The following is a 20,743-nucleotide window of genomic DNA, read 5'->3' on the forward strand; positions in this document are numbered from 1 at the left end:
AAGCACTGGTTACCGCTCCACAGCGGGTGAAACCCGTACGGGCCCGCCCGGGTCGCGCAGTCGTAGGGGCCGGGGGACGCTGCCAGGGAGCGGATCCACCGTGCCCTGGAGGTTTGTCGTGACCGGTTCCACCCTGCCCCTGCGCCGCGCCGTCGTCGCGCTCACCGTCAGCGCCGCGCTCCTCGTGGGCGGGACGGCGTGCAGCAGCAACGACACGAAGGCCAAGCCGTCGCGCACTGTGGCCGCGGCGGTGGCTGAACCGAGCGCCAGCAGCTCCGCCGAGAAGCAGAAGTTCGCCAAGACGCGCTTCGTCGCCAACGCGGGGCTCGCGGCCGGCGCGACCTACCAGTGGATCGTGAAGCCGTACCGCAAGGGCAAGTTCAAGAAGGGCGCCCACGGGCGGAAGCTCGCCCTCGTCAAGGCGGGTGTCGCGGGCGCGTTCACGTACAACAGGCTGAAGGCGGCCGTGAAGAACGCGAAGGGTGATCCGCTGCTCTCCAAGGCCGTCGCGCCGCTCACGGCGGGCATCGAGAAGCTGAAGGACCTGCCGTCCAAGCTGCGCAAGGGCGACGGCGCCGCCGTCAACTCCTTCGACGACACCATCAACTCGGTGAAGGACGCGGGCAAGAGCGCGGGCGCCGAGGTGAAGGACAAGGTGCCGTCGGCCAAGGAACTGTCCTCGGGCTCCTAGCCCCCGCCGGTCCTAGCGCCCGCCCTCCAACCGGACTTCTCCCGCTACGAGTTGAGCTCGGCCAGGACCCGCAGTGTGTGCGGGTCCGGGGCCAGGACGAGCAGGTCGGTGACCGGGCCCTTGCGCCACAGCTCCAGCCGTTCGGCGATGCGCCCGCGCGGGCCGACCAGTGAGATCTCGTCGGCGAAGGCGTCCGGCACGGCCAGCACGGCCTCCTCGCGCCGTCCCGCGAGGAAGAGCTCCTGGACCCGGCGGGCCTCGTCCGCGTACCCCATGCGCGCCATCAGGTCCGCGTGGAAGTTGCTCTTCGCGTGGCCCATGCCGCCGATGTAGAAGCCCAGCATCGCCTTCACCGGCAGCAGCCCCTCGGCGACGTCGTCGCAGACCGTGACGCGGGCCATGGGCGCGATCACGAAGTCCTCGGGGAGGTCGGTGAGGGAGGCCTCGTACGCGTCCGTGCGCGTCGGCGACCAGTACAGCGGGAGCCAGCCGTCCGCGATGCGGGTCGTCTGCGCGATGTTCTTCGGGCCCTCGGCGCCGAGCAGGACCGGCAGGTCGGCGCGCAGGGGATGCGTGATCGGCTTCAGCGGCTTGCCGAGGCCGGTGGCGTCCTCGCCGCGATACGGGTGCGCGTGGAAGCGGCCGTCCGTCTCGACCGGGCCCTCGCGCCGCAGCACCTGCCGCACCACGTCGACGTACTCGCGCGTCGCGGTGAGCGGCGACCTCGGGAACGGCCGCCCGTACCAGCCCTCCACCACCTGCGGCCCCGACAGGCCGAGCCCCAGCATCATGCGGCCGCCGGACAGATGGTCGAGGGTGAGCGCGTGCATCGCCGTCGTCGTGGGGGAGCGGGCCGCCATCTGCGCGATCGCCGTACCCAGGCGGATACGTGAGGTGTGCGCCGCGATCCAGGTCAGCGGCGTGAACGCGTCGCTGCCCCAGGACTCGGCGGTCCACACCGAGTCGTAACCCAACCGCTCGGCCTCCTGGGCGAGTTCGAGGTGGCGCGGGTCGGGACCGCGGCCCCAGTAGCCGAGCGCGAGTCCGAGTCGCATGGCCGCTCCCATTTCTGACGCAGTGTCAGTTAGTGGTTCGGGGGCGACTGTACGACAACGGCCCCCCACCCGGAAGACGGGTGAGGGGCCGTGACGGAAAGGCCGGGCGACATCAGCCGCGCTGGATCCCCGTCGTGTCCTGGAGGACGCCGCGGCGGCCGTCCTGCGTCTGGGCCACCAGGCCGGGGCCGCGCTGCTCGACGGCCAGGTACCACGTGCCGGGCGCCAGCTCGGCGATCGGCGTCGGGGAGCCGTCCTCGGCGTACAGCGGACGCGGCACCGGCACCGCGAACCAGAACGGCGAGAAGTCGCCGGCCGGGGCCTGCGCGGCCTGCGGCGCGGGCGCCGTCTGCTGCGGCTGGGCGGCGGCACCGTAAGGCTGACCGGGATGACCCGGCTGACCCGGCTGACCCGGCTGACCGGGCTGGGCGCCGTAGGGCTGGCCCGGCTGCTGGGCACCCGGGTAGCCGTAGGCACCGGCAGGCTGTGCGCCGTACGGCTGCGGGGCCTGCGGACGCGGGGCGCCGACGAGGGCACCCTTCAGCGCGGGCACGAGCGGCGTCGCGACAGCGGCACCGGCGAGCACGAGAGCGGCGATCAGGCCGAGGATGGCGCCAGTGCCGGCGTTCAGTCCGCTGTCCGAGCTGCCGCCGGTGTTGTTGAAGCCACCGGCCGGGTCGAAGATGTTCCCGAGCGCACTCCACGCCGAGAAGACGGCGAGAGCGATACCGAACTGGCCGAGGTCGAGACCGGCGACCTTCGGCACGGTGGGCAGCCCCCGGGCGACGACGATCAACACCGCGGCGAAGATGCCCGCGAGGAAGACGCTGAACAGGAGCGGTGCGCTCCCCCACGCGTTCGGGAGGTCTGCGCTGTTGGAGATCCCGTCGATCGAATAGATGTCGAGGAACGAGGCGATGAACAGCAACACCGCTGCTCCGATCACCACGCCGTCGCCTCGAGTGAGGGAGCGGATATTCACTTCAGGTCGGTCCTTCGTCAGTCGTCCGGTCGTCGGCGGAGGCGTCGCTGTCGCTGCTGTGCCGTGCGAAGCGCGGGGGTGGCCCCATCGTAGGGAGACACTATCGTCCGCGCGGCGGGGGTGTCTGCCGCGATCCGCAGGGTGAGAACTACCCGCGCAGGAAACTCACGATTCCGTCAGACATCCCCTGCGCCGCTTTCTGCCGCCACGCGCCGCTCGTCAGCAGGGCCGCGTCCTTCGCGTCGCGCATGTTGCCGCACTCGATGAACACCTTCGGCACGGTGGAGAGGTTGAGGCCTCCCAGGTCCTTGCGCACGTCGAGGCCGGTGCCGCCGCCGATGTAGTTGGAGGGGGCCGAGCCCGTGGCGCGCAGGAAGTTGCCCGCGACGCGTTCGCCGAGGTCGCGCGAGGGGCCCGCGATCGCCGTGGTGTTGGCGGAACCCGCGTTCACGGATGCGGGAAGGATCACATGGAAGCCGCGGTTGCCCGCCGTGGAGCCGTCGGCGTGCACGGAGATCACCGCGTCCGCGTGCGCCTTGTTGCCGATCCGGGCGCGCTCGTCCACGCACGGGCCCCAGGAGCGGTCGCCGTTCTGGGTCAACTCGACGGTGGCGCCCTGCTGTTGGAGCAGGGTGCGCAGCCGGCGCGAGACGTCGAGGGTGAACTGGGCCTCGGTGTAACCGGCGTTGGTCGACGTGCCCGTCGTATCGCATTCCTTGCGGTTCGTCCCGATGTCGACGAGCCGGTTGATCTCCGCGGTGTGCTGGAAGTTGCCCGGATTGTGACCCGGGTCGATGACGACGACCTTGCCCTTGAGGGGGCCGGATCCGGCGGGCTTCGAGGAGGAGGCGGGCGGCTTCGACTTCGACGGGGTGGCGCTCGGCGACCCGTCGCCCTTCTTGCCGTCGTCGGACTTCGACGGGGAGGGGGACGTCCTGTCCGCCCCCGCCGTCGACGACTGGCTCGCGGCGGGCAGCGTCTTCGCGGGCTCGTTCTCGCCCGGGCCGCCCACCACCTGCCAGATCAGCCACCCGGCGAGAGCCGTGGGCACGAGCGCGGCGAGCGCCACGGTCAGCGGACCGCCGCTGAACCGGCGCGGCCGCCGGGGGCCGTCCCCGTCGCCGTCGAAGAAACCGTCGCTGTCCGGACCTACGTATGACACGGGGTGAGCCTAACGGTCGGAGCCTGTGTCCGAGCCCCGGTCGGACCAGGGCGTGGCGTTTCGGCAATGCCGCGAGCGTGCGTGCCAGGCGTCGCGCGCTGGTCCGGGGCTCGGACACAGGCTCCTGTCAGATCCCGGGGCCTGTTCGGCGCAGGACGCGGAGGGAGTCGGTGGCCGAGACCTCGGTGAACGCGCCGGATTCCAGGGCCCTGAGGTAGACGCGGTACGGGGCCTGGCCCGTCCACTCGTCGATCTTGACCGGGAACACGTCGTGGATGAGGAGGAGGCCGCCCTCGGCGACGTGCGGGGCCCAGCCCTCGTAGTCGGCGGTGGCGTGCTCGTCGGTGTGGCCGCCGTCGATGAAGACGAGGCCGAGGGGGCCGCCCCAGACGGCGGCGACCTGCGGGGAGCGGCCCACCAGGGCGATGACGTGGTCCTCCAGACCGGCCGCGTGCAGCGTGCGCCGGAACGTGGGGAGGGTGTCCATGCGGCCGACGACCGGGTCGACGGTCTCCGGGTCGTGGTAGTCCCAGCCCGGCTGCTGCTCCTCGCTGCCGCGGTGGTGGTCCACGGTGAGCGCGCTCACCCCGGCCTGGCGGGCCGCGTCGGCGAGCAGGATCGTGGAGCGCCCGCAGTACGTGCCGACCTCCAGGAGCGGGAGCCCGAGCGTGGCGGCCTCGGCGGCGGCCGCGTAGAGCGCCAGCCCTTCGCCGAGAGGCATGAACCCCTTGGCGGCCTCGAAGGCGGCGAGGATCTCCGGCTTGGGCGCCGCGCTCATGGGTTCCCCTGTAGGTCGTACGTATATGTGGTCCGCCCATGCTGCCGTACGCCCCCGTCGCTGGGTGCGGCGGGGGCGTACGGGGGGTGAGCCCGGGTCAGGGGCGATCGGAGGGCTGAGCCGGAAGTCAGCAGCTCTGCCAGAGGCGGGTCATGACGCGGACGCCGAACCGCAGGCCTTCCAGCGGGACGCGCTCGTCGACGCCGTGGAAGAGGCGGCCGTAGTCCAGGTCGTGCGGCAGCTTGAGGCCCTTGAAACCGAAGCAGCGGATGTCCAGCTTGGTGAAGGCCTTGGCGTCGGTGCCGCCCGGGTTGCAGTACGGGACCGGGTGGCCGTCGGGGTCCTCAGCACGCACCGCCTCGCACATGGCGTCGACGAGCGGGCCGTCGAACGTCGTCTCCATGGCGATGTCGTGGTTGACCCACTCGCGCCGCACGGACGGCAGGAGCAACTCGTCGATGGTGTCGACGAGTTCCTGCTCGTGGCCGGGCAGGAAGCGGCCGTCGACGCGGGCGGTGGCCTTACCGGGGATGACGTTGGTCTGGTAGCCGGCGGTGAACATGGTGGGGTTCGCGGAGTTGCGGAGCACCACCTGCATGAAGTCGGCGACCGGGCCCAGTTTGGCGAGTTCGGCGTCGAGGTCGTCGGCCTCGAAGTCGATCTTCACGCCCTTGAGTTCGGCGGCCTCGGCCAGCAGCGCCCGTACGGGCTCGATGAGGCGGATGGGGAACGTGTGGCGGCCGATGCGGGTGAGGGACTCGGAGAGGTCGGTGACCGCGTTCTCGTCGTTGGGGGACGAGCCGTGGCCGGCCCGGCCCGTCGCCGTGAGCTCCATCCAGGCCATGCCGCGCTGGGCGTTCTCGATCGGGTAGATGCGCTGTGTGTCGTCGAGTGCGTACGAGAAGCCGCCGCCCTCGCCGATCGCCTCGGTGACGCCCGCGAAGAGCTCCGGGTGGTGCTCGACGAGCCAGTGCGCGCCGAACTTGCCGCCCGCCTCCTCGTCGGCGAGGAACGCGAGGACGATCTCCCGCGAGGGGCGGGTGCCGGTGCGGGCGAAGTGGCGGGCGGTGGCCAGCATCACGGCCACCGTGTCCTTCATGTCGATCGCGCCGCGGCCCCACAGGTAGCCGTCGCGGATCTCGCCGGAGAAGGGCGGCACCTGCCACTCGGCGGCGTCGGCGGGCACGACGTCGAGGTGGCCGTGCACGAGGAGGGCGCCGCGGGTGCTGTCCGCGCCGGGAATACGGGCGATGACGTTCGCCCGGCCCGGCGCGCTCTCGAGGAGGGTCGATTCAATGCCGGCCTCGGCGAGGCGGGCCACGACCCAGTCGGCGCAGGCGCGCTCGTCGCTCGTCGGGTTGGACGTGTCGAAGCGGATCAGCTCCGCGCACAGTCCGACGACCTCGGCCTGGGCCTCTTCGGATGCGGGGGTCGGGGCGCTGGGGGTGTTCATGCCGCTCCCACGGGGGTCGCTTCGGGGGCGGCGGGGACGGTGTCCTCGTCGTCCAGGGTGGAGGTGCCGTACGGCCGCACGAGGCCGAGGAGGCCGAGGGCGGAGTACAGGACGAAGGCGGTGGCGAGCGAGTTGAGCGCCGGGATGCCGACGGTCACGTACTTGCCGACGCAGAACGCGGCGATCCAGATCACGATCGACAGGGGCACCCAGGTCGGCGACGACGCGGGCAGTGTTCCGGCCTCGCGGGTCTCGTCGAGCGGCTTGCGCATGCGCCGTACGACCCAGTACTCGGCCACGATGATGCCGCCGATGGGCGGGATGGCGACGCCGAGCACGGACAGGAACTCGGTGAAGTGGGTCATGATGCCGACGGCCGAGAGCAGGGTGCCGGCGAGGCCGAGCACGATGGTGACGGCGCCGCGGTGCAGGCGCTTGCCGAAGACGACCTGGAAGAAGTTGACGACGCCGAGCGAGGAGCCGTACAGGTTCCAGTCGTTGATCTTCGCAGTGCCCATCAGGACCACGATCACACCGATGGCGCCCGAGGTGGAGAGCACGATGTGCGAGACCTCGTTGGACTTCACCAGGTGGCCGAGCAGCACGCCCGTGAGGCCGACGATGTACTCGGAGAGGATCATCGACGAGGCGCTCTGCAGGAAGACGTGCGAGCCCTTGCGGTTGTAGCGGGTCATCTCGGGCGAGACGATCGCGCCCGTCATGTAGCCGCCCGCGATGGCGGTGGCCGCGACGGCCAGCGGGATCGTCTGGCCGGGCGCGGGGGAGCTGATCAGGTCGCCGATGGAGTGGTCCATCAGGGTGCTCGCGACCGACCAGGCGACCAGGGCGAAGAACAGCGGCGTGACGATCTTCGCGAAGAGCGCCATGTAGCGGAAGCCGAAGATGACCAGGACGGTGATGGCGAGGCCCGCGGCCACGCACCACATCCACGCCGGGCCGCCGACGAGCGCGGACACGCTGTTGCCGAAGATCGTGTTCTGCACGCCGAACCAGCCGACGAGGCTGACCGCGATGACGAAGCTGACCAGCGCGGAGCCGTTGCGGCCGAAGCCGATCCAGCGGGTCAGCATCGGGGTCGCGAGACCCTCGCGCATGCCGGCCAGGCCGATCGCGAAGATCACCACTTCGAGGATGACCGCGCCGAGCGTGAAGGCGAGGAACGCGTCGGCGAATGTCATGCCGACGCCGATGGTGGCGCCCAGCGTGAACTGCGAGATGGATCCCGACTGCGCGAGCCACTGCAGCAGCATCGTCCAGAAGCCGAGGCGCTTCTCGCGCGGCACGCGGGAGAGCGAGTAGTCGTCACTGCCGAGCTGCTTGGTCTCGGTGCCGGTGGTGGTCATGAGGACTCCTGGGGCGTACGGCTGACACGGCTCTCGCGGTTCTCGCGGCCGAGCGTCTGAAGGTGGGACAGGGAGCCGTAGCGGCTCAGGAGGTTGTCGAACTCCGCCTCGTCGTGGAAGTCGAGGCGGCCGCCCCCGTACGCCTTGGCCGTCTCGACGGCGAAGCGTGCGGCACTGGCGATGTCGGTCTCATGGCTCGCGCCGGTCTGGCAGCCGGGGACCGCGGCGGCCGAGGTGACCGCGAGGCCGACGACCGGAGCGGGGGTCGCCGTGGCCGGCTGAAGAATCGAATTGATGTGATGTACGCCGTTACCGTACGGCGTGATGTCCTGCGTGGTCACCGGATATGTGACCAAGGGCTCACCCGTGACGACCGCGAGCAGCTCGCCGAGCGCCTCGCTGACCCGCAGCACCCACCCCTCCTTGACGGTGGGGGACAGGGCCAGGCCCTTGTGGTTGATGATCCGGTTCCCCTTGGTGGTGTCGATGGAGAGCACGGCCTCCATCTCGCCGGTGACCTCGTGCCGGTTCATCGTGGCGATGTCGACCGGGGAGTCCATGAAGGGGACCGGGTCGTGCGGCGCGGTGGGCGCGTCCGGGCAGATGTGCGTGGCGACGATGACGTCACCCGGCAGCACGTCGCCCTTGCGGCGCATGTCGAGCAGCTTGGCCGCGGTGGCGAGCGCGGCGGCGGCGCCGTCCGCGTCGGAGACCAGGCCCGTCATCTCGGGCCGGGCGCCGACGCCGCCGAGGCGGCCGACCACGCCGAGCGTGCGGGACGAACCGCCGCTCGTACGTCCCGTGCTGCCCGGGATCCGTACCAGCACGAAGTCGGTCGAGCCGCGCTCGCCGGTGACGGTGGTGACCTCGGCGCCGGAGCCCTCCGGGCCCGCCACCGAGTCGAGGTACTCCACGGCGCGTTTGCCGTCGGCGTTGGGGTCGTCGAGGAGTTCGACGATGTCAAGGACGTACTTCAGCATGGGCGGCCTCTCTCGCTCCCGACACTCACTCCAGGTCGGGTGGTGCTGACAGCAGATTCGGGATCGGTTAGCGTTGTCGGCAACTGTTTCCCGTTATCTGCAATTCAGGTCTGAATGGTGAGATGCGCAGATCTTGAGAGGTGTGGCGATGAGTGAGATCCCGCTGGACCGGCGGACGCCCACCGGCGCGCTGCAGACCGTCGACCGCGCCCTGCTGGTGCTGCTCGCCTTCGAGCGGACGCGGCCCGACTGGGGCGTGACCGAGGTGGCGGCGGAGTTCGGCTGGGACACCTCGGTCGCCCAGCGGCTGCTCTCGACGCTCGCCGGACGTGGCTTCCTGGTCTCCGACCCGGCCACCCGGCGCTACCGCATCGGGCCCGCCGTGCTCCGGCTCGGCCGGCTCTGGGAGCGCTCGGGCTCGCTCGAACTGCTCGCCGCGCCCGTCCTGGAGGAGCTGGGCCGGGCGACCGGCGACACGGTCCTGTTCTGTCTGCCGGACAGCTTCCACATGCGCTGCGTCGCGGCCGTCGAGGGCGAGTCCGGGCCGCTGCGCTACTACCCGCTGGTCGGCGAGCTGTATCCGGCGCACGCCGGAGCCACAGCCAAGTCGTTCTACGCGTTCCTGCCCGACGAGCAGCGCCACCGGCTCTTCCGCGGCCGGCCCATGGCCCGCTTCACCGACCGCACGGTCACCGACCCGGACGAGCTGGAGCGGGAGCTGGTGCAGGTGCGTGCCCAGGGTTACGCCTGGACGGTCGGCGAGTACGACGCCGGGATCGCGACGGTCGCCGTGCCGGTCTTCCTGGGCCGCGAGCCCTACGGCAGCCTCAGCCTCGGCGGCGCCAAGGAGCGCTTCGCCGACGGGCCCGAGGGCCGGCTCGACGCCCTGCGCAAGGCGGCCCGCCTCCTGGAGAAGCGGCTCACCCATCCCCCGCAGCGCACGCGCAAGCCGCGCGCCCCGCAGTCCTGAAGACCCCAGTTCTGAAGCCCCCGGTCCTGAGGCCCTCCAGCCTTGCCCCCCCCGGCCCTGAAGCCCTCCAGCCCTGCCCCCCGGCCCTGAAGTGCCGAGCCACCCCCGAGGAGTTACTCCCTTGAACCTGCTGCTGCTCTCCAACTCCACCCAGTACGGCCGCGGTTACCTCGCCCACGCCCTGGACACCGTCAGCGGCTTCCTGCCCCCGAAGGCCCGTCTCGCGTTCGTGCCGTACGCCCTCGCGGACCACGACACGTACACGGGCCGGGTGCGCGGCGCGCTCGAAGGCGCCGGGATCGGCGTGCGCGGTGTGCACGAGGGCGACGACCCGGTGGCCGAACTCACCGCCGCCGACGCCGTGTTCGTCGGGGGCGGCAACTCCTTCCGGCTGCTGAGCGCGCTGTACCGCACCGGCCTGCGCGACGCCCTGATCAAGGCGGTCGGCGGTGGCCTGCCCTATATGGGTGCGAGCGCCGGCACGAACATGGCGGCGCCCAGCCTGCGCACGAGCAACGACATGCCCATCGTGCAGCCCCCGTCGTTCGAGGCGCTCGGCCTCGTGCCCTTCCAGATCAACCCGCACTACCTGGACCCGGACCCGGCCTCCACGCACAAGGGCGAGACCCGCGAGGAGCGCCTCACCGAGTTCCTCGAGGAGAACGACGTGCCGGTGCTCGGCCTGCGCGAGGGGTCCTGGCTGCGGGTGAACGGCGAACGCGCCGCGGTTCAGGGCGAGCGTGCTGCCCGCCTCTTCACCCGCGACGCGTCCCCGAAGGAGCTGCCGGTCGGCTCCGATGTCTCCGAACTGCTCAGCTGCGAGCCGCGGTTCGACTCTCCTGTGCGATGAGCTCAAGGGCCAGGTCGACGTCGACCGGCCGGTCCTCGCCGTGGTGCGTCGCCGCGGAGGCCCGCGGCGCGTGCCCGGAGGCGGTGGCGGCCAGTACGTACGAGCCGCCGGCCGGGACCTCCAGGGCGTAACGGCCCTCGTGGTCCGTGAGCGCGGCGCCCGCCTGGCGGCCGCGCCGGTCGATCAGCGTGACCTTGGCCCGGGCGACGGGCAGGCCCGCCGCGTCGAGGACCTGGCCGCGGAATCCCCCAAGCTCCTCCTCGGCGCGCTCCAGCGCCGCGTCCTCCTCGCTGCTGGCGCGCAGCTGCGGCTTGGTCGCCTGGCGCTGCTTCGGCAGGAAGACGGCGAGCAGGACACCCATCGCGACCGCGGCGGTGGCGATCAGGAACGAGACGCGGAAACCGTGCATGGTGGGCACGGCCGCGCCGCCGACGTGGTTCGCCGTGTTGGCGAGGACCATGCCGATCACGGCGCTCGACACCGAGGTGCCGATGGACCGCATCAGGGTGTTGAGGCCGTTGGCCGCACCCGTCTCGGACGCGTCGACGGCGCCGATGATCAGGGCGGGCAGCGAGGAGTACGCGAGTCCGATGCCGGCGCCCACGACCACCGAGATGACGATGGTCTGCCAGGCGGCGCTCATCAGGCCGAGGCCGGCGCCGTAGCCGATCGCGATGATCAGCATGCCGAGGATCAGGGTGGTCTTCGGGCCGTACTTCGCCGAGAGGCGCGCGTACACGGGGGCCGTGAACATCATCGTGAGGCCGAGCGGCGCCACGCACAGACCCGCGACGACCATCGACTGGCCGAGGCCGTAGCCGGTCGCCTTCGGTAGCTGGAGGAGCTGCGGCAGGACGAGCGAGATCGCGTAGAACGCGACACCGACCATGATCGAGGCGAGGTTGGTGAGGAGCACCTCGCGCCGGGCCGTGGTGCGCAGGTCCACGAGCGGGGCCTTGAGCTTCAGCTCCATCACGCCCCACAGCACGAGCACGACGAAGGCCGCGCCGAACAGGCCGAGCGTCATCGGGTCGGTCCAGCCCCAGTCACTGCCCTTGGTGATCGGCAGCAGGAAGAGGACGAGTCCGGCGGACAGGCCGAGCGCACCGAGGACGTCGAAACTGCCCTCGGCCTTGACGGAGCTCTCCGGGACGAAGAACAGGGTGAGCAGGATCGAGACGACGCCGAGGCCCGCCGCGCCGAAGAAGAGGGCGTGCCAGTCGGCGTGCTGGGCCACGAGGGCCGCCAGTGGGAGCGCGAGTCCGCCGCCGACGCCGATGGAGGAGCTCATCAGGGCCATCGCGGACCCGAGCTTCTCGCGCGGCAGCTCGTCGCGCATCAGGCCGATGCCGAGGGGGATGGCGCCCATGGCGAAGCCCTGGAGGGCGCGGCCCACGATCATCACGAGGAGATCGCTGGTGAAGCCCGCGACGAGCGAGCCGACGACCATGACCGCGAGGCTCGTGAGGAGCATCCGGCGCTTGCCGTAGAGGTCGCCGAGGCGGCCCATGATCGGCGTGGCGACGGCGCCCGCGAGAAGGGTCGAGGTCATGACCCAGGTCGCGTTGGAGGGGGCGGTGCCGAGCAGGACCGGGAGGTCCTTGATGACCGGTACGAGAAGCGTCTGCATCACCGCGACGGTGATGCCGGCGAAGGCGAGTACGGGGACGACTCCGCGTATTCCGCGTTGCGCGGTCGGCCGTTGGGTCGTCTGCGTCATTACGTAGTGCCTCCGGAGGCAGAGAGTTCAGGCGTCGCGCGGGCGGCGGGTTTCGCGCGTCGGGTACGTGCAAGCTGAACCCGTTACCTGGGGCGACTATTCCGACGGGCGTCGTACAAGGGGAAGTCTTGACGGTCTTTACCTTTTGATTACGCGCCCGGGTCTCGCGGAATCTGCTTCTGACCTTCCGTCAGATTGAAACGTGTTCTACCGTGCGCCGCATGGGCATCGCGATCACGCAGGAGCAAGAGGAGCTGTCGGACGCCGTGCGCGGCTGGCTCGCGCGCGCCGTACCGCCCGAGGAAGTGCGCAAACTGCTCGACGCCCCCGCGGCCCCCGTGGGCCGCCCCGCCCACTGGGACGGACTCGCCGGCCAGGGGCTGCTCGGCCTCCATCTCCCCGAGGAGTGCGGCGGCGGGGGCGGCGACCTCGTCGACCTGGCGGTCGTCCTCGAAGAGGCGGGACGGGCCGCGCTGCCCGGCCCCTTCGCGGCCAACGCCGCCGCCTCGCTGGTCCTGCGCCACGCGGGGGCCGCCGGCCTCGCCGCGTCCCTCGCGTCCGGAGACCGCATCGGCGCCGTCGCCCTCGGTACGGGAACGCTGACCGCCGTCACCGTGTCCGACGGGCTCGTCCTCGACGGGGCGGCGCCGCCCGTCCTGTCCGGGGGCGACGCCGACCTGCTCCTCCTGGCCGCCGAGTCCGCGACCGGGACCGTGTGGGTCGCCGTCGACACGGGCACCGCCGGACTCAGTAGCCGCGTCCACGAGAGCGCCGACCCCACACGCCCCACCGCGGAGATCACCGCCCGGGGCGCCCTGGTGCCGGCCGCCCGGATCCTCGCAGTCGACACGGCCACCGTCCGTGACCTGGCCTCCGTCGTCCTCGCGGCCGACGCGTGCGGCGTCGCGGCGTGGGCGCTGCACACGGCGGCGGAGTACGCGAAGGTCCGGGAACAGTTCGGCCGGCCGATCGGGCAGTTCCAGGGCATCAAGCACCTGTGCGCGGACATGCTGGTGCGGGTCGAGCAGGCGCGGGCGCTGGTGTGGGACGCGGCACGGGCGGCGGAGGGAGCCGCTGACGGGCCGGACGGTGTCGCGGCGCGTGAGCTGGCCGTCTCTCTCGCCGCCGGGGCCGCGCTCGATGCCGCGTACTCCTGCGCCAAGGACTGTGTGCAGGTCCTCGGCGGGATCGGGTTCACCTGGGAGCACGACGCGCATCTGTATCTGCGGCGGGCCGTCGTCGCGCGGCAGCTGCTGGGCGCGGGGGACGCGCACCGGCTGCGGGCGGTGCGGCTCGCGGAGGGCGGGGCGCGGCGCGAGCTGCGCCTGGAGCTGCCCGCGGAGGCGGAGGCGTTCCGGGCGCGGGCCCGCGAGGCCGTCGAGGGGATACGCGGCCTCGACCCGGCCGCGGCCCGCCGCGCCCTCGCACCCACCGGCTACGCCGCGCCGCACCTGCCGCAGCCGTACGGCCTCGGCGCGGGCCCCGTCCAGCAGCTCGCCGTCCAGCAGGAGCTCGCCGCCGCGGGCGTCCGCGTCAGCGACCTCGGTATCGGGACCTGGGTCGTCCCCTCGCTCCTCGCCTACGGCACCCCGGAGCAGCGGGACCGCTACCTCCTGCCCACCCTGCGCGGCGACGTCCTGTGGTGCCAGCTGTTCTCCGAACCCGGCGCCGGCTCCGACCTGGCCTCACTCCGGACGAAGGCCGAGCGCACCGAGGACGGGCGCTGGCGCGTCAACGGGCAGAAGGTGTGGACGAGCGCCGCCCAGTGGGCCGACCACGGGATCCTGCTCGCCCGCACCGACCCGGACGCCCCCAAGCACAAGGGGCTCACCTATTTCGTCGTCGACATGAAGCGGACCGAGGGCATCGACGTACGGCCCCTGAAGGAGATCACCGGGGACTCGCTCTTCAACGAGGTGTACTTCGACGACGTGCTGCTCCCCGAGGACGCCGTGGTGGGGCAGGTGGACGACGGCTGGCGCGTCGCCCGGAACACGCTCGGCAACGAACGGGTCCACATGGCCGACCAGTTGACCTTCGACACGGGCCTGGAGGCACTGATCGCCCGCGCCGGAACACTCGACGGCGCGTACCGGGCGCGGATCGGCGCGCTCGCCACGGAGGCGCACGCCCTGGCCTGCATCGGGCTGCGCACGACGATGCGGCAGGTGGCCGGCGCGGAGCCCGGCCCGGGGGCGTCGGTACGGAAACTGGTGCAGACGCCGCACCAGCAGAAGGTCGCCGAACTCGCGCTGGAGCTCCTCGGCCCCGAGGGCGCACTCGGCGAGGGGGCGGGGGAGCGGGCGCTGCACGGGTTCCTGATGTCGCGCTGCCTGACGATCGCCGGCGGCACGACGCAGGTGCAGCTGAACGTGGTGGCGGAACGGATCCTGGGGCTGCCTCGCGACTGAGGCCCGGGCTCGCCGGCGTCCGGGCCGCCCATGGGCCGTATCGTCGCCGCGTGGAGCTCAGACACCTCTCAGGATTCGTCGCCGTCGCCGAGGAGCTGCACTTCGGCCGCGCAGCGGAACGGCTGCACATCGCGCAGTCGCCGCTCAGCCAGCAGATCAAGCTGCTCGAGCGGGATCTGGGCGTCAAGCTGTTCGACCGCACCACCCGGACCGTGCGGCTCACCGCCGCCGGGCACGCGCTGCTCGGGCCCGCCCGGCATCTGCTCGCCGAGGCCTCGGCGGTGCGCAGGACCGTGCAGGCCGCGCACCTCGGGGAGGTGGGGCGGGTCACCGTCGGGTTCGCCGGGGCCAGCAGCTACTCCGCGCTGCCGCTGCTCACCCGCGCCGTCAACTCCGAACTTCCCGGTATCGAGCTGGTGTTGGAGGGCCAGACCTATACCGGCGAGGCGCTCGGGAGGATCGCGGACGGGTCCCTCGACGTGGGGTTCGTGGCGCTCCCGGTGCGGCGCGGGATCACCGCGCGCGTCGTGCGGATGGAGCGCCTCGTCCTCGCGCTGCCCGACAGCCATCCGCTCGCCCGGCAGGACGAGGTCCACTTCGCCGAGCTGGCGCACGAGCCGTTCGTGACGTTCCCCGTCGCCCGTGGCTCGGCCGTGCGCGAGGCCATGGTGCAGGCCTGCCACGACGCCGGGTTCGCGCCGCGGATCGCGCAGGAGGCGCCGGACTCGTACAACATGCTCGCGCTCGTCGGGGCGGGCGTCGGGCTCGCGGTGGTCGTGGCGTCCGCACGCGCCATCCATCTGGAACACGTCGTGTTCCGCCCGCTGGTCGGGGACGACGTGCCGGTGCTCCCCATCGCCCTCGGCTGGCGCACCGGAAACCGCTCGGCACCGCTCCAGGCGGTCCTGCGCGTGGCGGAGGACGTCCTGCCGACGCCCCCGGACGCGCCCGACGCCGGCGCGTGACGCTCCCATCTTGACGGATGACGTCTGACTGGAGCCCGGTATTGGTCTTGGACACATCCTAATGAGCGGGTGCAGAGTGATCCACGTCTCGCGACGGAGCGATGAGCGCCGGGCGTGGAGCGTGGACGGGCCCCGGCCGCTCGGTGGCCCCGCCCCCTCCGGCCCGTCCCCTCCCCAGCGGGATGCCGCTACGAGAGGACGCTCGTCATGCAGCACGACGCCCCAGTCCCCGGGGTCAGCGCAACCCAGGCCCGTGACGCCCGCCGCGCCGGTGTCACCGCCTTCGTCGGGACCACCATCGAGTGGTTCGACTTCTACATCTACGGCTCCGCATCCGCTCTGGTCCTCGGCAAGATCTTCTTCGCCGAGGCCTCGCCGGCCGTAGGCAGCCTCGCCGCCTTCGCCACCTTCTGGGTCGGCTTCCTGGCCCGCCCCCTCGGCGGCCTGATCTTCGGGCACTTCGGCGACCGCTACGGCCGCAAGAAGGCCCGCGTCACCACGCTCACCATGATGGGCGCCGCCACCTTCTGCGTCGGGCTGCTCCCGGGCTACGCCCAGATCGGCGCCGCCGCGCCCGTCCTCCTCGTGCTGCTGCGCATGATCCAGGGCGTCGCGATGGGCGGCGAGTGGGGCGGCGCCGTCCTCATCGCCACCGAGTACGCCCCGCCCAAGCGCAAGTTCCTGTACGGGGCGTTCGCCCAGCAGGGCTCGCCGGTCGGCAACCTCCTCGCCACGCTCCGGCTGAAGCTCGCCGAGAGCCCGGAGATGCGGGTGACCGCTCACGCGCGCCAGGCGCCGCTGCCCCATCGCGTGCCCCTGGGATGGCGCACGAAGTGCGCATCTCAGGGGCGCGGGGAACTGCGCGACCAGCCACGACGAAACTCGCGCCCGCTGACTGCGACAACCTGCAACGGCGCGCAGGCGTGCAGGTACAGGCCCGCCCGCTCGGCATGGGCCTCGCCACCTTCCCGCACGCCATGTACTACGCGGCGCTCGCCGGCATCCTCGCGCGGGTCTTCCCCGTCGAGGTCCGCTACACGGGCATGTCCCTCTCGTACCAGCTGTGCACGACGCTGTTCGCCGGGACCGCGCCGATCGTCTCCCAGTACCTGCTCAACGCCACCGGCTCGATCTGGCCCGTCGTCGCGCTCGGCCTCGGCTACACCCTCGTGACCCTCGTCGGTGTCCTGCCGCTGCTCGCCCGCACCGCCGCTGCGCCGGAGCCGGCCGCCGTCACCACCCGCACCGCCTCCCACGCCTGACCCGGAGTGATCCCCCGATGAACTACGCCGACCGCGACCCCGCTCTGCGCCCCTTGCTCGACCGTGTCCTGTCCGCCGACGACCGCGCCCGCGTCGAGCCGCTCCTGACCGAACTCGGCGCGCTCGCGGCCGGCGACCTCGACCGGCAGGCCGCACTCGCCGACGCCAACCCGCCCCGCCTCGTCCAGTACGCCCCCGGCGGCGACCGCGTCGACGAGATCGAGTACCACCCGGCCCACGACCGCGCCGCCGCCATCGCCTACGAGGAGTTCGGGCTCGCCGCGATGTCGCACCGTCCCGGTGTCCACGGCTGGCCGTCCAAGGTCCCGCACACCGTCAAGTACGCCCTGTCCTACCTCTACGTGCAGTCCGAGTTCGGCATGGCCTGCCCCCTGTCGATGACGGACTCGGCCGCCCGCATCCTGCGCCTGTTCGACCCCGAGCGGTACGCGGCCGAGATCGCCGCGCTCTCCTCCACCGACCCCGGACTGCGGGCCACCGGCGCGATGTTCATGACGGAGAAGCAGGGCGGCACCGACGTTGGCCTGACGGAGACCGTCGCCACCGACCAGGGCACGCACTGGACCCTGACCGGCAAGAAGTGGTTCGCGTCCAACCCGGGCGCCGACGTGATCCTCACCCTCGCCCGCGTGCCCGGCCAGGGCGAGGGCACCCGCGGCCTCGGCATGTTCCTCGTCCCGCGCCTGGGCCCCGACGGCACCCGCAACGCGATCCGCATCGACCGCCTCAAGGACAAGCTCGGCTCGAAGTCCATCGCGAGCGGCGAGGTCACCCTCGAAGAGGCATACGCGACCCCGGTCGGCCAACTCACCGACGGATTCCGGCAGATGGCCGAGATGCTCAACGTCTCCCGCCTGTCCAACGCCATGCGCGCCACGGCCCTGATGCGCCGCGCCGTCCGCGAGTCCGTCGACCACACCCGCGTACGCCGCGTCTTCGGCAGGCCGCTCTTCGAGCAGCCCCTGATGCGGGCCACGCTCCTGCCGATGATCATCGACACGGAGGGGGCGCTCGCGCTCGTCCTGGAGGCGGCGGTCCGGCTCACCGCCGCCGACGAGGGCGACCAGAGTGCCCGCGACCTGGTCCGTGTCCTCACCCCCCTCGCCAAGCACACCCTGTGCAAGCGCGCCCGCTCCGTCACCGGCGAGGCCATGGAGATCCGCGGCGGCAACGGCTACATCGAGGACTGGGTCAACCCCCGGCTCGTGCGCGACGCGCACCTCGGCTCCATCTGGGAGGGCTCCTCGAACGTCATCGCGCTCGACGTGCTGCGCTGCATGTGCCGCCAGGGGGCCCACCGCACCCTCGCCGACACGTACGGTGGCCGCGCCGAGACGCGGGGCCGCTGGGAGCTGCTGCACAAGAAGGGCGACGCCCTCCTCGAACTCCCCGCCGACGAGCAGGAGATGAGGATCGGCCGGTACGCCGACGAGCTCACGCGCGCCGTCATGGAGACCCTCCTGTACGACCAGGCCGCCCACGAGACGGAGACCACCGGCAACGGCCGCGCCCTCCTCGTCGCCCGCACCTGCACCGCGCTCCTCGACGACCCGGACACCCCGCCCCGCGCCGCACTGGACCACCTGGCCGAACTGGCCGAGGGTGGACGGGTCGCGCCCACCCCGGCGCAGGAGACCCCGGCGAAGGAGAACACTGTGAAGGAGCCCGCCGCACATGGCTGAGCAGCCCCGCCCCGCCGCACCGCTGGCCGGTATGAAGGTCGTGGACCTGTCCAAGATCCTCGCCGGGCCCTACGTCACCATGTCGCTCGCCGACCTCGGCGCCGACGTCATCAAGGTCGAGCACCCCGACGGCGGCGACCCGACGCGCGCCTGGGGCCCGCCCTTCAACGGCCCCGACGCGACCTACTACCTGGCCGCCAACCGCAACAAGCGCTCCGTCACCCTCGACCTCAAGTCCCCCGAGGGGCAGGAGGCCGTCCACCGCATGCTCGCCGACGCGGACGTGATGGTGGAGAACTTCCGCCCCGGCAGCTCGCTCGCCCGCGTCTTCGACTACCGCGAACTCAGCGAGCGCTACCCGCGGTTGGTCATCCTGCACATCTCCGCGTTCGGCGACACGGGCCCGCTGCGCGACGAGCCCGGCTACGACATGGTGGCCCAGGCGTCGGCCGGCCTGATGTCCCTGACCGGCGAACCCGACGGACCGCCTGTGAAGGCCGGCTACGCGATGGGTGACCTGGGCGCCGCCCTCTTCGGCCTCATCGGCGTCAACGCGGCACTCGTCGAACGCGAGCGCACGGGCCACGGCCAGTACGTCACGACCTCCCTGTACGAGTCCCAGCTCGCCCTGCACATCAACTGGGCGACCGGCTACTTCGCCACCGGGGAACGCCCCACCCGCCTCGGCTCCGGCCATCCGAGCCTCGTCCCGTACCAGGCCTACCCGGCGTCCGACGGGCACTTCGTGATCGCCGTCGGCAGCGACGGCCTCTTCCGCAAGCTGAGCGAGGCGCTCGGCCACCCGGAGTGGGCCGACGACCCGCGCTTCGCCACCAACCGCGCCCGCGTCACGCACCGCACGGCCCTCAACGCCAAGCTGGAGTCCGTCCTCGTCGACGACACCGTGGCCAACTGGTGCGCCCTGCTGAAGCCGCGCGGCGTCCCCGTCGCGCCGATCCGCACCCTCGACGAGGTCTACGACTGCCCGCAGACCGAGGCGCTCGGCATGGTGCAGAAGGTCGACCACCCCGAGGTGGGCCCGCTCCAGCAGGTCGCGTTCCCCGTCACCTTCCGCGGCGAGCGCCCCGCGGTGCGCACCGCCCCGCCCACCCTCGGCCTGCACAGCCGGGACATACTCACCGAACTCGGCTACGACGAGTCCGCCATCGACCGCCTGCTCGACCACCCTCAAGGAGCCTGATCATGCCGTTCGCCGCCCTCGACCCCGTCGACCCGCTGAACCTCGAAGCGCTCTTCACCGACGAGGAGCGGGCCGTGCGCGACACGGTCCGCCAGTACCTCGACGACAAGGTCGAGCCGCACATCGCCGAGTGGTTCGAGAGCGGGGAGCTGCCCGCCCTGCCCGAACTCGCCCGCGAATTCGGCAAGATGGGCCTGCTCGGCATGCACCTGGAGGGCTACGGGTGCGCCGGCATGTCGGCCCGCGCGTACGGCATCGCGTGCCGTGAGCTGGAGGCGACGGACTCCGGTCTGCGCTCCTTCGTGTCCGTGCAGGGTTCGCTGGCCATGTTCGCGATCCACCGCTTCGGCTCCGAGGAGCAGAAGCAGGAGTGGCTGCCGCGCATGGCGGCGGGCGAGGCCATCGGCTGCTTCGGCCTGACCGAGCCCGACCACGGCTCCGACCCGTCGTCCATGACGACGCGCGCCCGGCGTGAGGGCGGCGACTGGATCCTCGACGGCCGCAAGATGTGGATCACGAACGGCTCGGTCGCGGCCGTCGCCGTCGTGTGGGCGCAGACCGAGGACGGCGTGCGCGGCTTCGTCGTGCCCACCGACACCCCCGGCTTCTCGGCACCGCTGATCAAGCACAAGATGTCGCTGCGGGCGAGTGTGACCAGCGAGCTGGTCCTCGACGGCGTGCGCCTGCCCGCGTCCGCCCTGCTGCCCGAGGCGCGGGGCGTGGGCGCGCCGCTGACGTGCCTGAACGAGGCGCGCTACGGCATCGTGTGGGGCGTCACCGGCGCCGCGCGCTCGGCCTGGCAGGCGGCCGCCGACTACGCGGGCCAGCGCGAGCAGTTCGGCAAGCCGATCGCCGCGTTCCAGCTCACGCAGCAGAAGCTGGTCGACATGGCGCTCGAACTGCACAAGGCGACGCTGACGGCGCTGCGCCTGGCCGACCTGAAGGACTCGCCCGCCGGTGTCCACCCGGCGCAGATCAGCTTCGGCAAGCTGAACAACGTCCGTGAGGCCATTCAGATCTGCCGTACCGCCCGCACGATCCTCGGCGCCAACGGCATCTCGCTGGAGTACCCGGTGATCCGTCACGCCAACAACCTGGAGTCCGTGCTCACGTACGAGGGCACGACCGAGATGCACACGCTCGCACTCGGTCAGGCGCTCACGGGTCACGCGGCCTTCCGTTAAGAGGCTGCTCCT

General features: G+C 71.9%; 17 protein-coding genes and 1 pseudogene. 10 read left to right on the forward strand and 8 right to left on the reverse strand.

Translation table 11 applies throughout. The features are described from left to right. The first annotated feature begins 118 nt into the window (after window positions 1-118). On the forward strand, window positions 119-691 hold the full coding sequence (locus OHA58_RS25345; protein ID WP_405481585.1) for a hypothetical protein: 573 nt from the start codon (window positions 119-121) through the stop codon (window positions 689-691). Window positions 692-735: 44 nt separating this feature from the next. On the opposite strand, the gene OHA58_RS25350 is transcribed toward OHA58_RS25345, so the two are convergent. The 7 genes from OHA58_RS25350 to OHA58_RS25380 form a co-directional block, all read right to left on the reverse strand. Beyond that, window positions 736-1,746: an LLM class F420-dependent oxidoreductase gene (locus OHA58_RS25350; RefSeq protein ID WP_405481587.1), complete on the reverse strand. Its 1,011-nt coding sequence runs from the start codon at window positions 1,744-1,746 to the stop codon at window positions 736-738. 112 nt (window positions 1,747-1,858) lie between these two features. After that, the gene (locus OHA58_RS25355) at window positions 1,859-2,728 is read right to left on the reverse strand and encodes a hypothetical protein (protein ID WP_405481589.1); all 870 of its coding nucleotides are present in this window, start codon (window positions 2,726-2,728) and stop codon (window positions 1,859-1,861) included. 148 nt (window positions 2,729-2,876) lie between these two features. Continuing rightward, window positions 2,877-3,890 (reverse strand): N-acetylmuramoyl-L-alanine amidase, encoded by a 1,014-nt coding sequence (locus OHA58_RS25360; protein ID WP_405481590.1) that lies wholly within the window; start codon window positions 3,888-3,890, stop codon window positions 2,877-2,879. 127 nt (window positions 3,891-4,017) lie between these two features. Continuing rightward, window positions 4,018-4,668, reverse strand: a complete 651-nt coding sequence (locus OHA58_RS25365) for a class I SAM-dependent methyltransferase (protein WP_116502337.1) — start codon at window positions 4,666-4,668, stop codon at window positions 4,018-4,020. Between the two features lie 127 nt (window positions 4,669-4,795). After that, window positions 4,796-6,121 (reverse strand): M20/M25/M40 family metallo-hydrolase, encoded by a 1,326-nt coding sequence (locus tag OHA58_RS25370; protein ID WP_405481592.1) that lies wholly within the window; start codon window positions 6,119-6,121, stop codon window positions 4,796-4,798. Next, a complete protein-coding gene (locus tag OHA58_RS25375) occupies window positions 6,118-7,485 on the reverse strand; it encodes a cytosine permease (protein ID WP_405481593.1) in 1,368 nt (455 codons plus the stop codon). Before OHA58_RS25375 ends, OHA58_RS25370 begins: the two co-directional genes overlap by 4 nt. Further along, a complete protein-coding gene (locus OHA58_RS25380; RefSeq protein WP_405481595.1) occupies window positions 7,482-8,465 on the reverse strand; it encodes a DUF1177 domain-containing protein in 984 nt (327 codons plus the stop codon). The genes OHA58_RS25375 and OHA58_RS25380 overlap by 4 nt, the downstream gene beginning before the upstream one ends. 148 nt (window positions 8,466-8,613) lie before the next feature. Here OHA58_RS25380 and OHA58_RS25385 point away from each other — a divergent pair, with 148 nt between their 5' ends. Both OHA58_RS25385 and pepE read left to right on the forward strand, forming a co-directional pair. Then, a complete protein-coding gene (locus OHA58_RS25385) occupies window positions 8,614-9,435 on the forward strand; it encodes an IclR family transcriptional regulator (RefSeq protein ID WP_405481596.1) in 822 nt (273 codons plus the stop codon). Window positions 9,436-9,556: 121 nt separating this feature from the next. Next, the gene (pepE, locus tag OHA58_RS25390; RefSeq protein ID WP_405481597.1) at window positions 9,557-10,285 is read left to right on the forward strand and encodes a dipeptidase PepE; all 729 of its coding nucleotides are present in this window, start codon (window positions 9,557-9,559) and stop codon (window positions 10,283-10,285) included. On the opposite strand, the gene OHA58_RS25395 is transcribed toward pepE, so the two are convergent. Continuing rightward, entirely contained in the window at window positions 10,248-12,005 is a 1,758-nt protein-coding gene (locus tag OHA58_RS25395; protein WP_405481598.1) for an MFS transporter, read from the reverse strand. The two genes, pepE and OHA58_RS25395, sit on opposite strands and share 38 nt — an antisense overlap. A gap of 221 nt (window positions 12,006-12,226) precedes the next feature. On the opposite strand from OHA58_RS25395, the gene OHA58_RS25400 reads away from it, so the two are divergent. The 7 genes and pseudogenes from OHA58_RS25400 to OHA58_RS25430 all read left to right on the forward strand — a co-directional run bounded on the left by OHA58_RS25400 (window position 12,227) and on the right by OHA58_RS25430 (window position 20,731). After that, window positions 12,227-14,416: an acyl-CoA dehydrogenase gene (locus OHA58_RS25400; RefSeq protein ID WP_405481599.1), complete on the forward strand. Its 2,190-nt coding sequence runs from the start codon at window positions 12,227-12,229 to the stop codon at window positions 14,414-14,416. A gap of 50 nt (window positions 14,417-14,466) precedes the next feature. After that, window positions 14,467-15,381 carry a LysR family transcriptional regulator gene (locus OHA58_RS25405; RefSeq protein WP_376262794.1) on the forward strand — a complete coding sequence of 305 codons (915 nt, stop codon included), beginning with the start codon at window positions 14,467-14,469 and terminating at the stop codon, window positions 15,379-15,381. 207 nt (window positions 15,382-15,588) lie between these two features. Further along, window positions 15,589-16,056, forward strand: a pseudogene (locus tag OHA58_RS25410) (MFS transporter); the annotation flags it as partial. 248 nt (window positions 16,057-16,304) lie between these two features. Further along, complete coding sequence (locus OHA58_RS25415; protein WP_405485432.1) at window positions 16,305-16,643, forward strand: hypothetical protein; 339 nt, start codon at window positions 16,305-16,307, stop codon at window positions 16,641-16,643. A 17-nt stretch (window positions 16,644-16,660) separates the two neighbouring features. Further along, window positions 16,661-18,346, forward strand: coding sequence for an acyl-CoA dehydrogenase family protein (locus OHA58_RS25420; RefSeq protein WP_405481601.1), 1,686 nt, complete (start codon window positions 16,661-16,663; stop codon window positions 18,344-18,346). Continuing rightward, window positions 18,339-19,547, forward strand: coding sequence for a CaiB/BaiF CoA transferase family protein (locus OHA58_RS25425; RefSeq protein ID WP_405481603.1), 1,209 nt, complete (start codon window positions 18,339-18,341; stop codon window positions 19,545-19,547). The genes OHA58_RS25420 and OHA58_RS25425 overlap by 8 nt, the downstream gene beginning before the upstream one ends. Before the next feature lie 2 nt (window positions 19,548-19,549). Further along, the gene (locus OHA58_RS25430; protein WP_405481605.1) at window positions 19,550-20,731 is read left to right on the forward strand and encodes an acyl-CoA dehydrogenase family protein; all 1,182 of its coding nucleotides are present in this window, start codon (window positions 19,550-19,552) and stop codon (window positions 20,729-20,731) included. Window positions 20,732-20,743: the final 12 nt, after the last annotated feature.

Source organism: Streptomyces sp. NBC_00009 (genome assembly GCF_045040855.1).
Taxonomy (GTDB): domain Bacteria; phylum Actinomycetota; class Actinomycetes; order Streptomycetales; family Streptomycetaceae; genus Streptomyces; species Streptomyces aureus.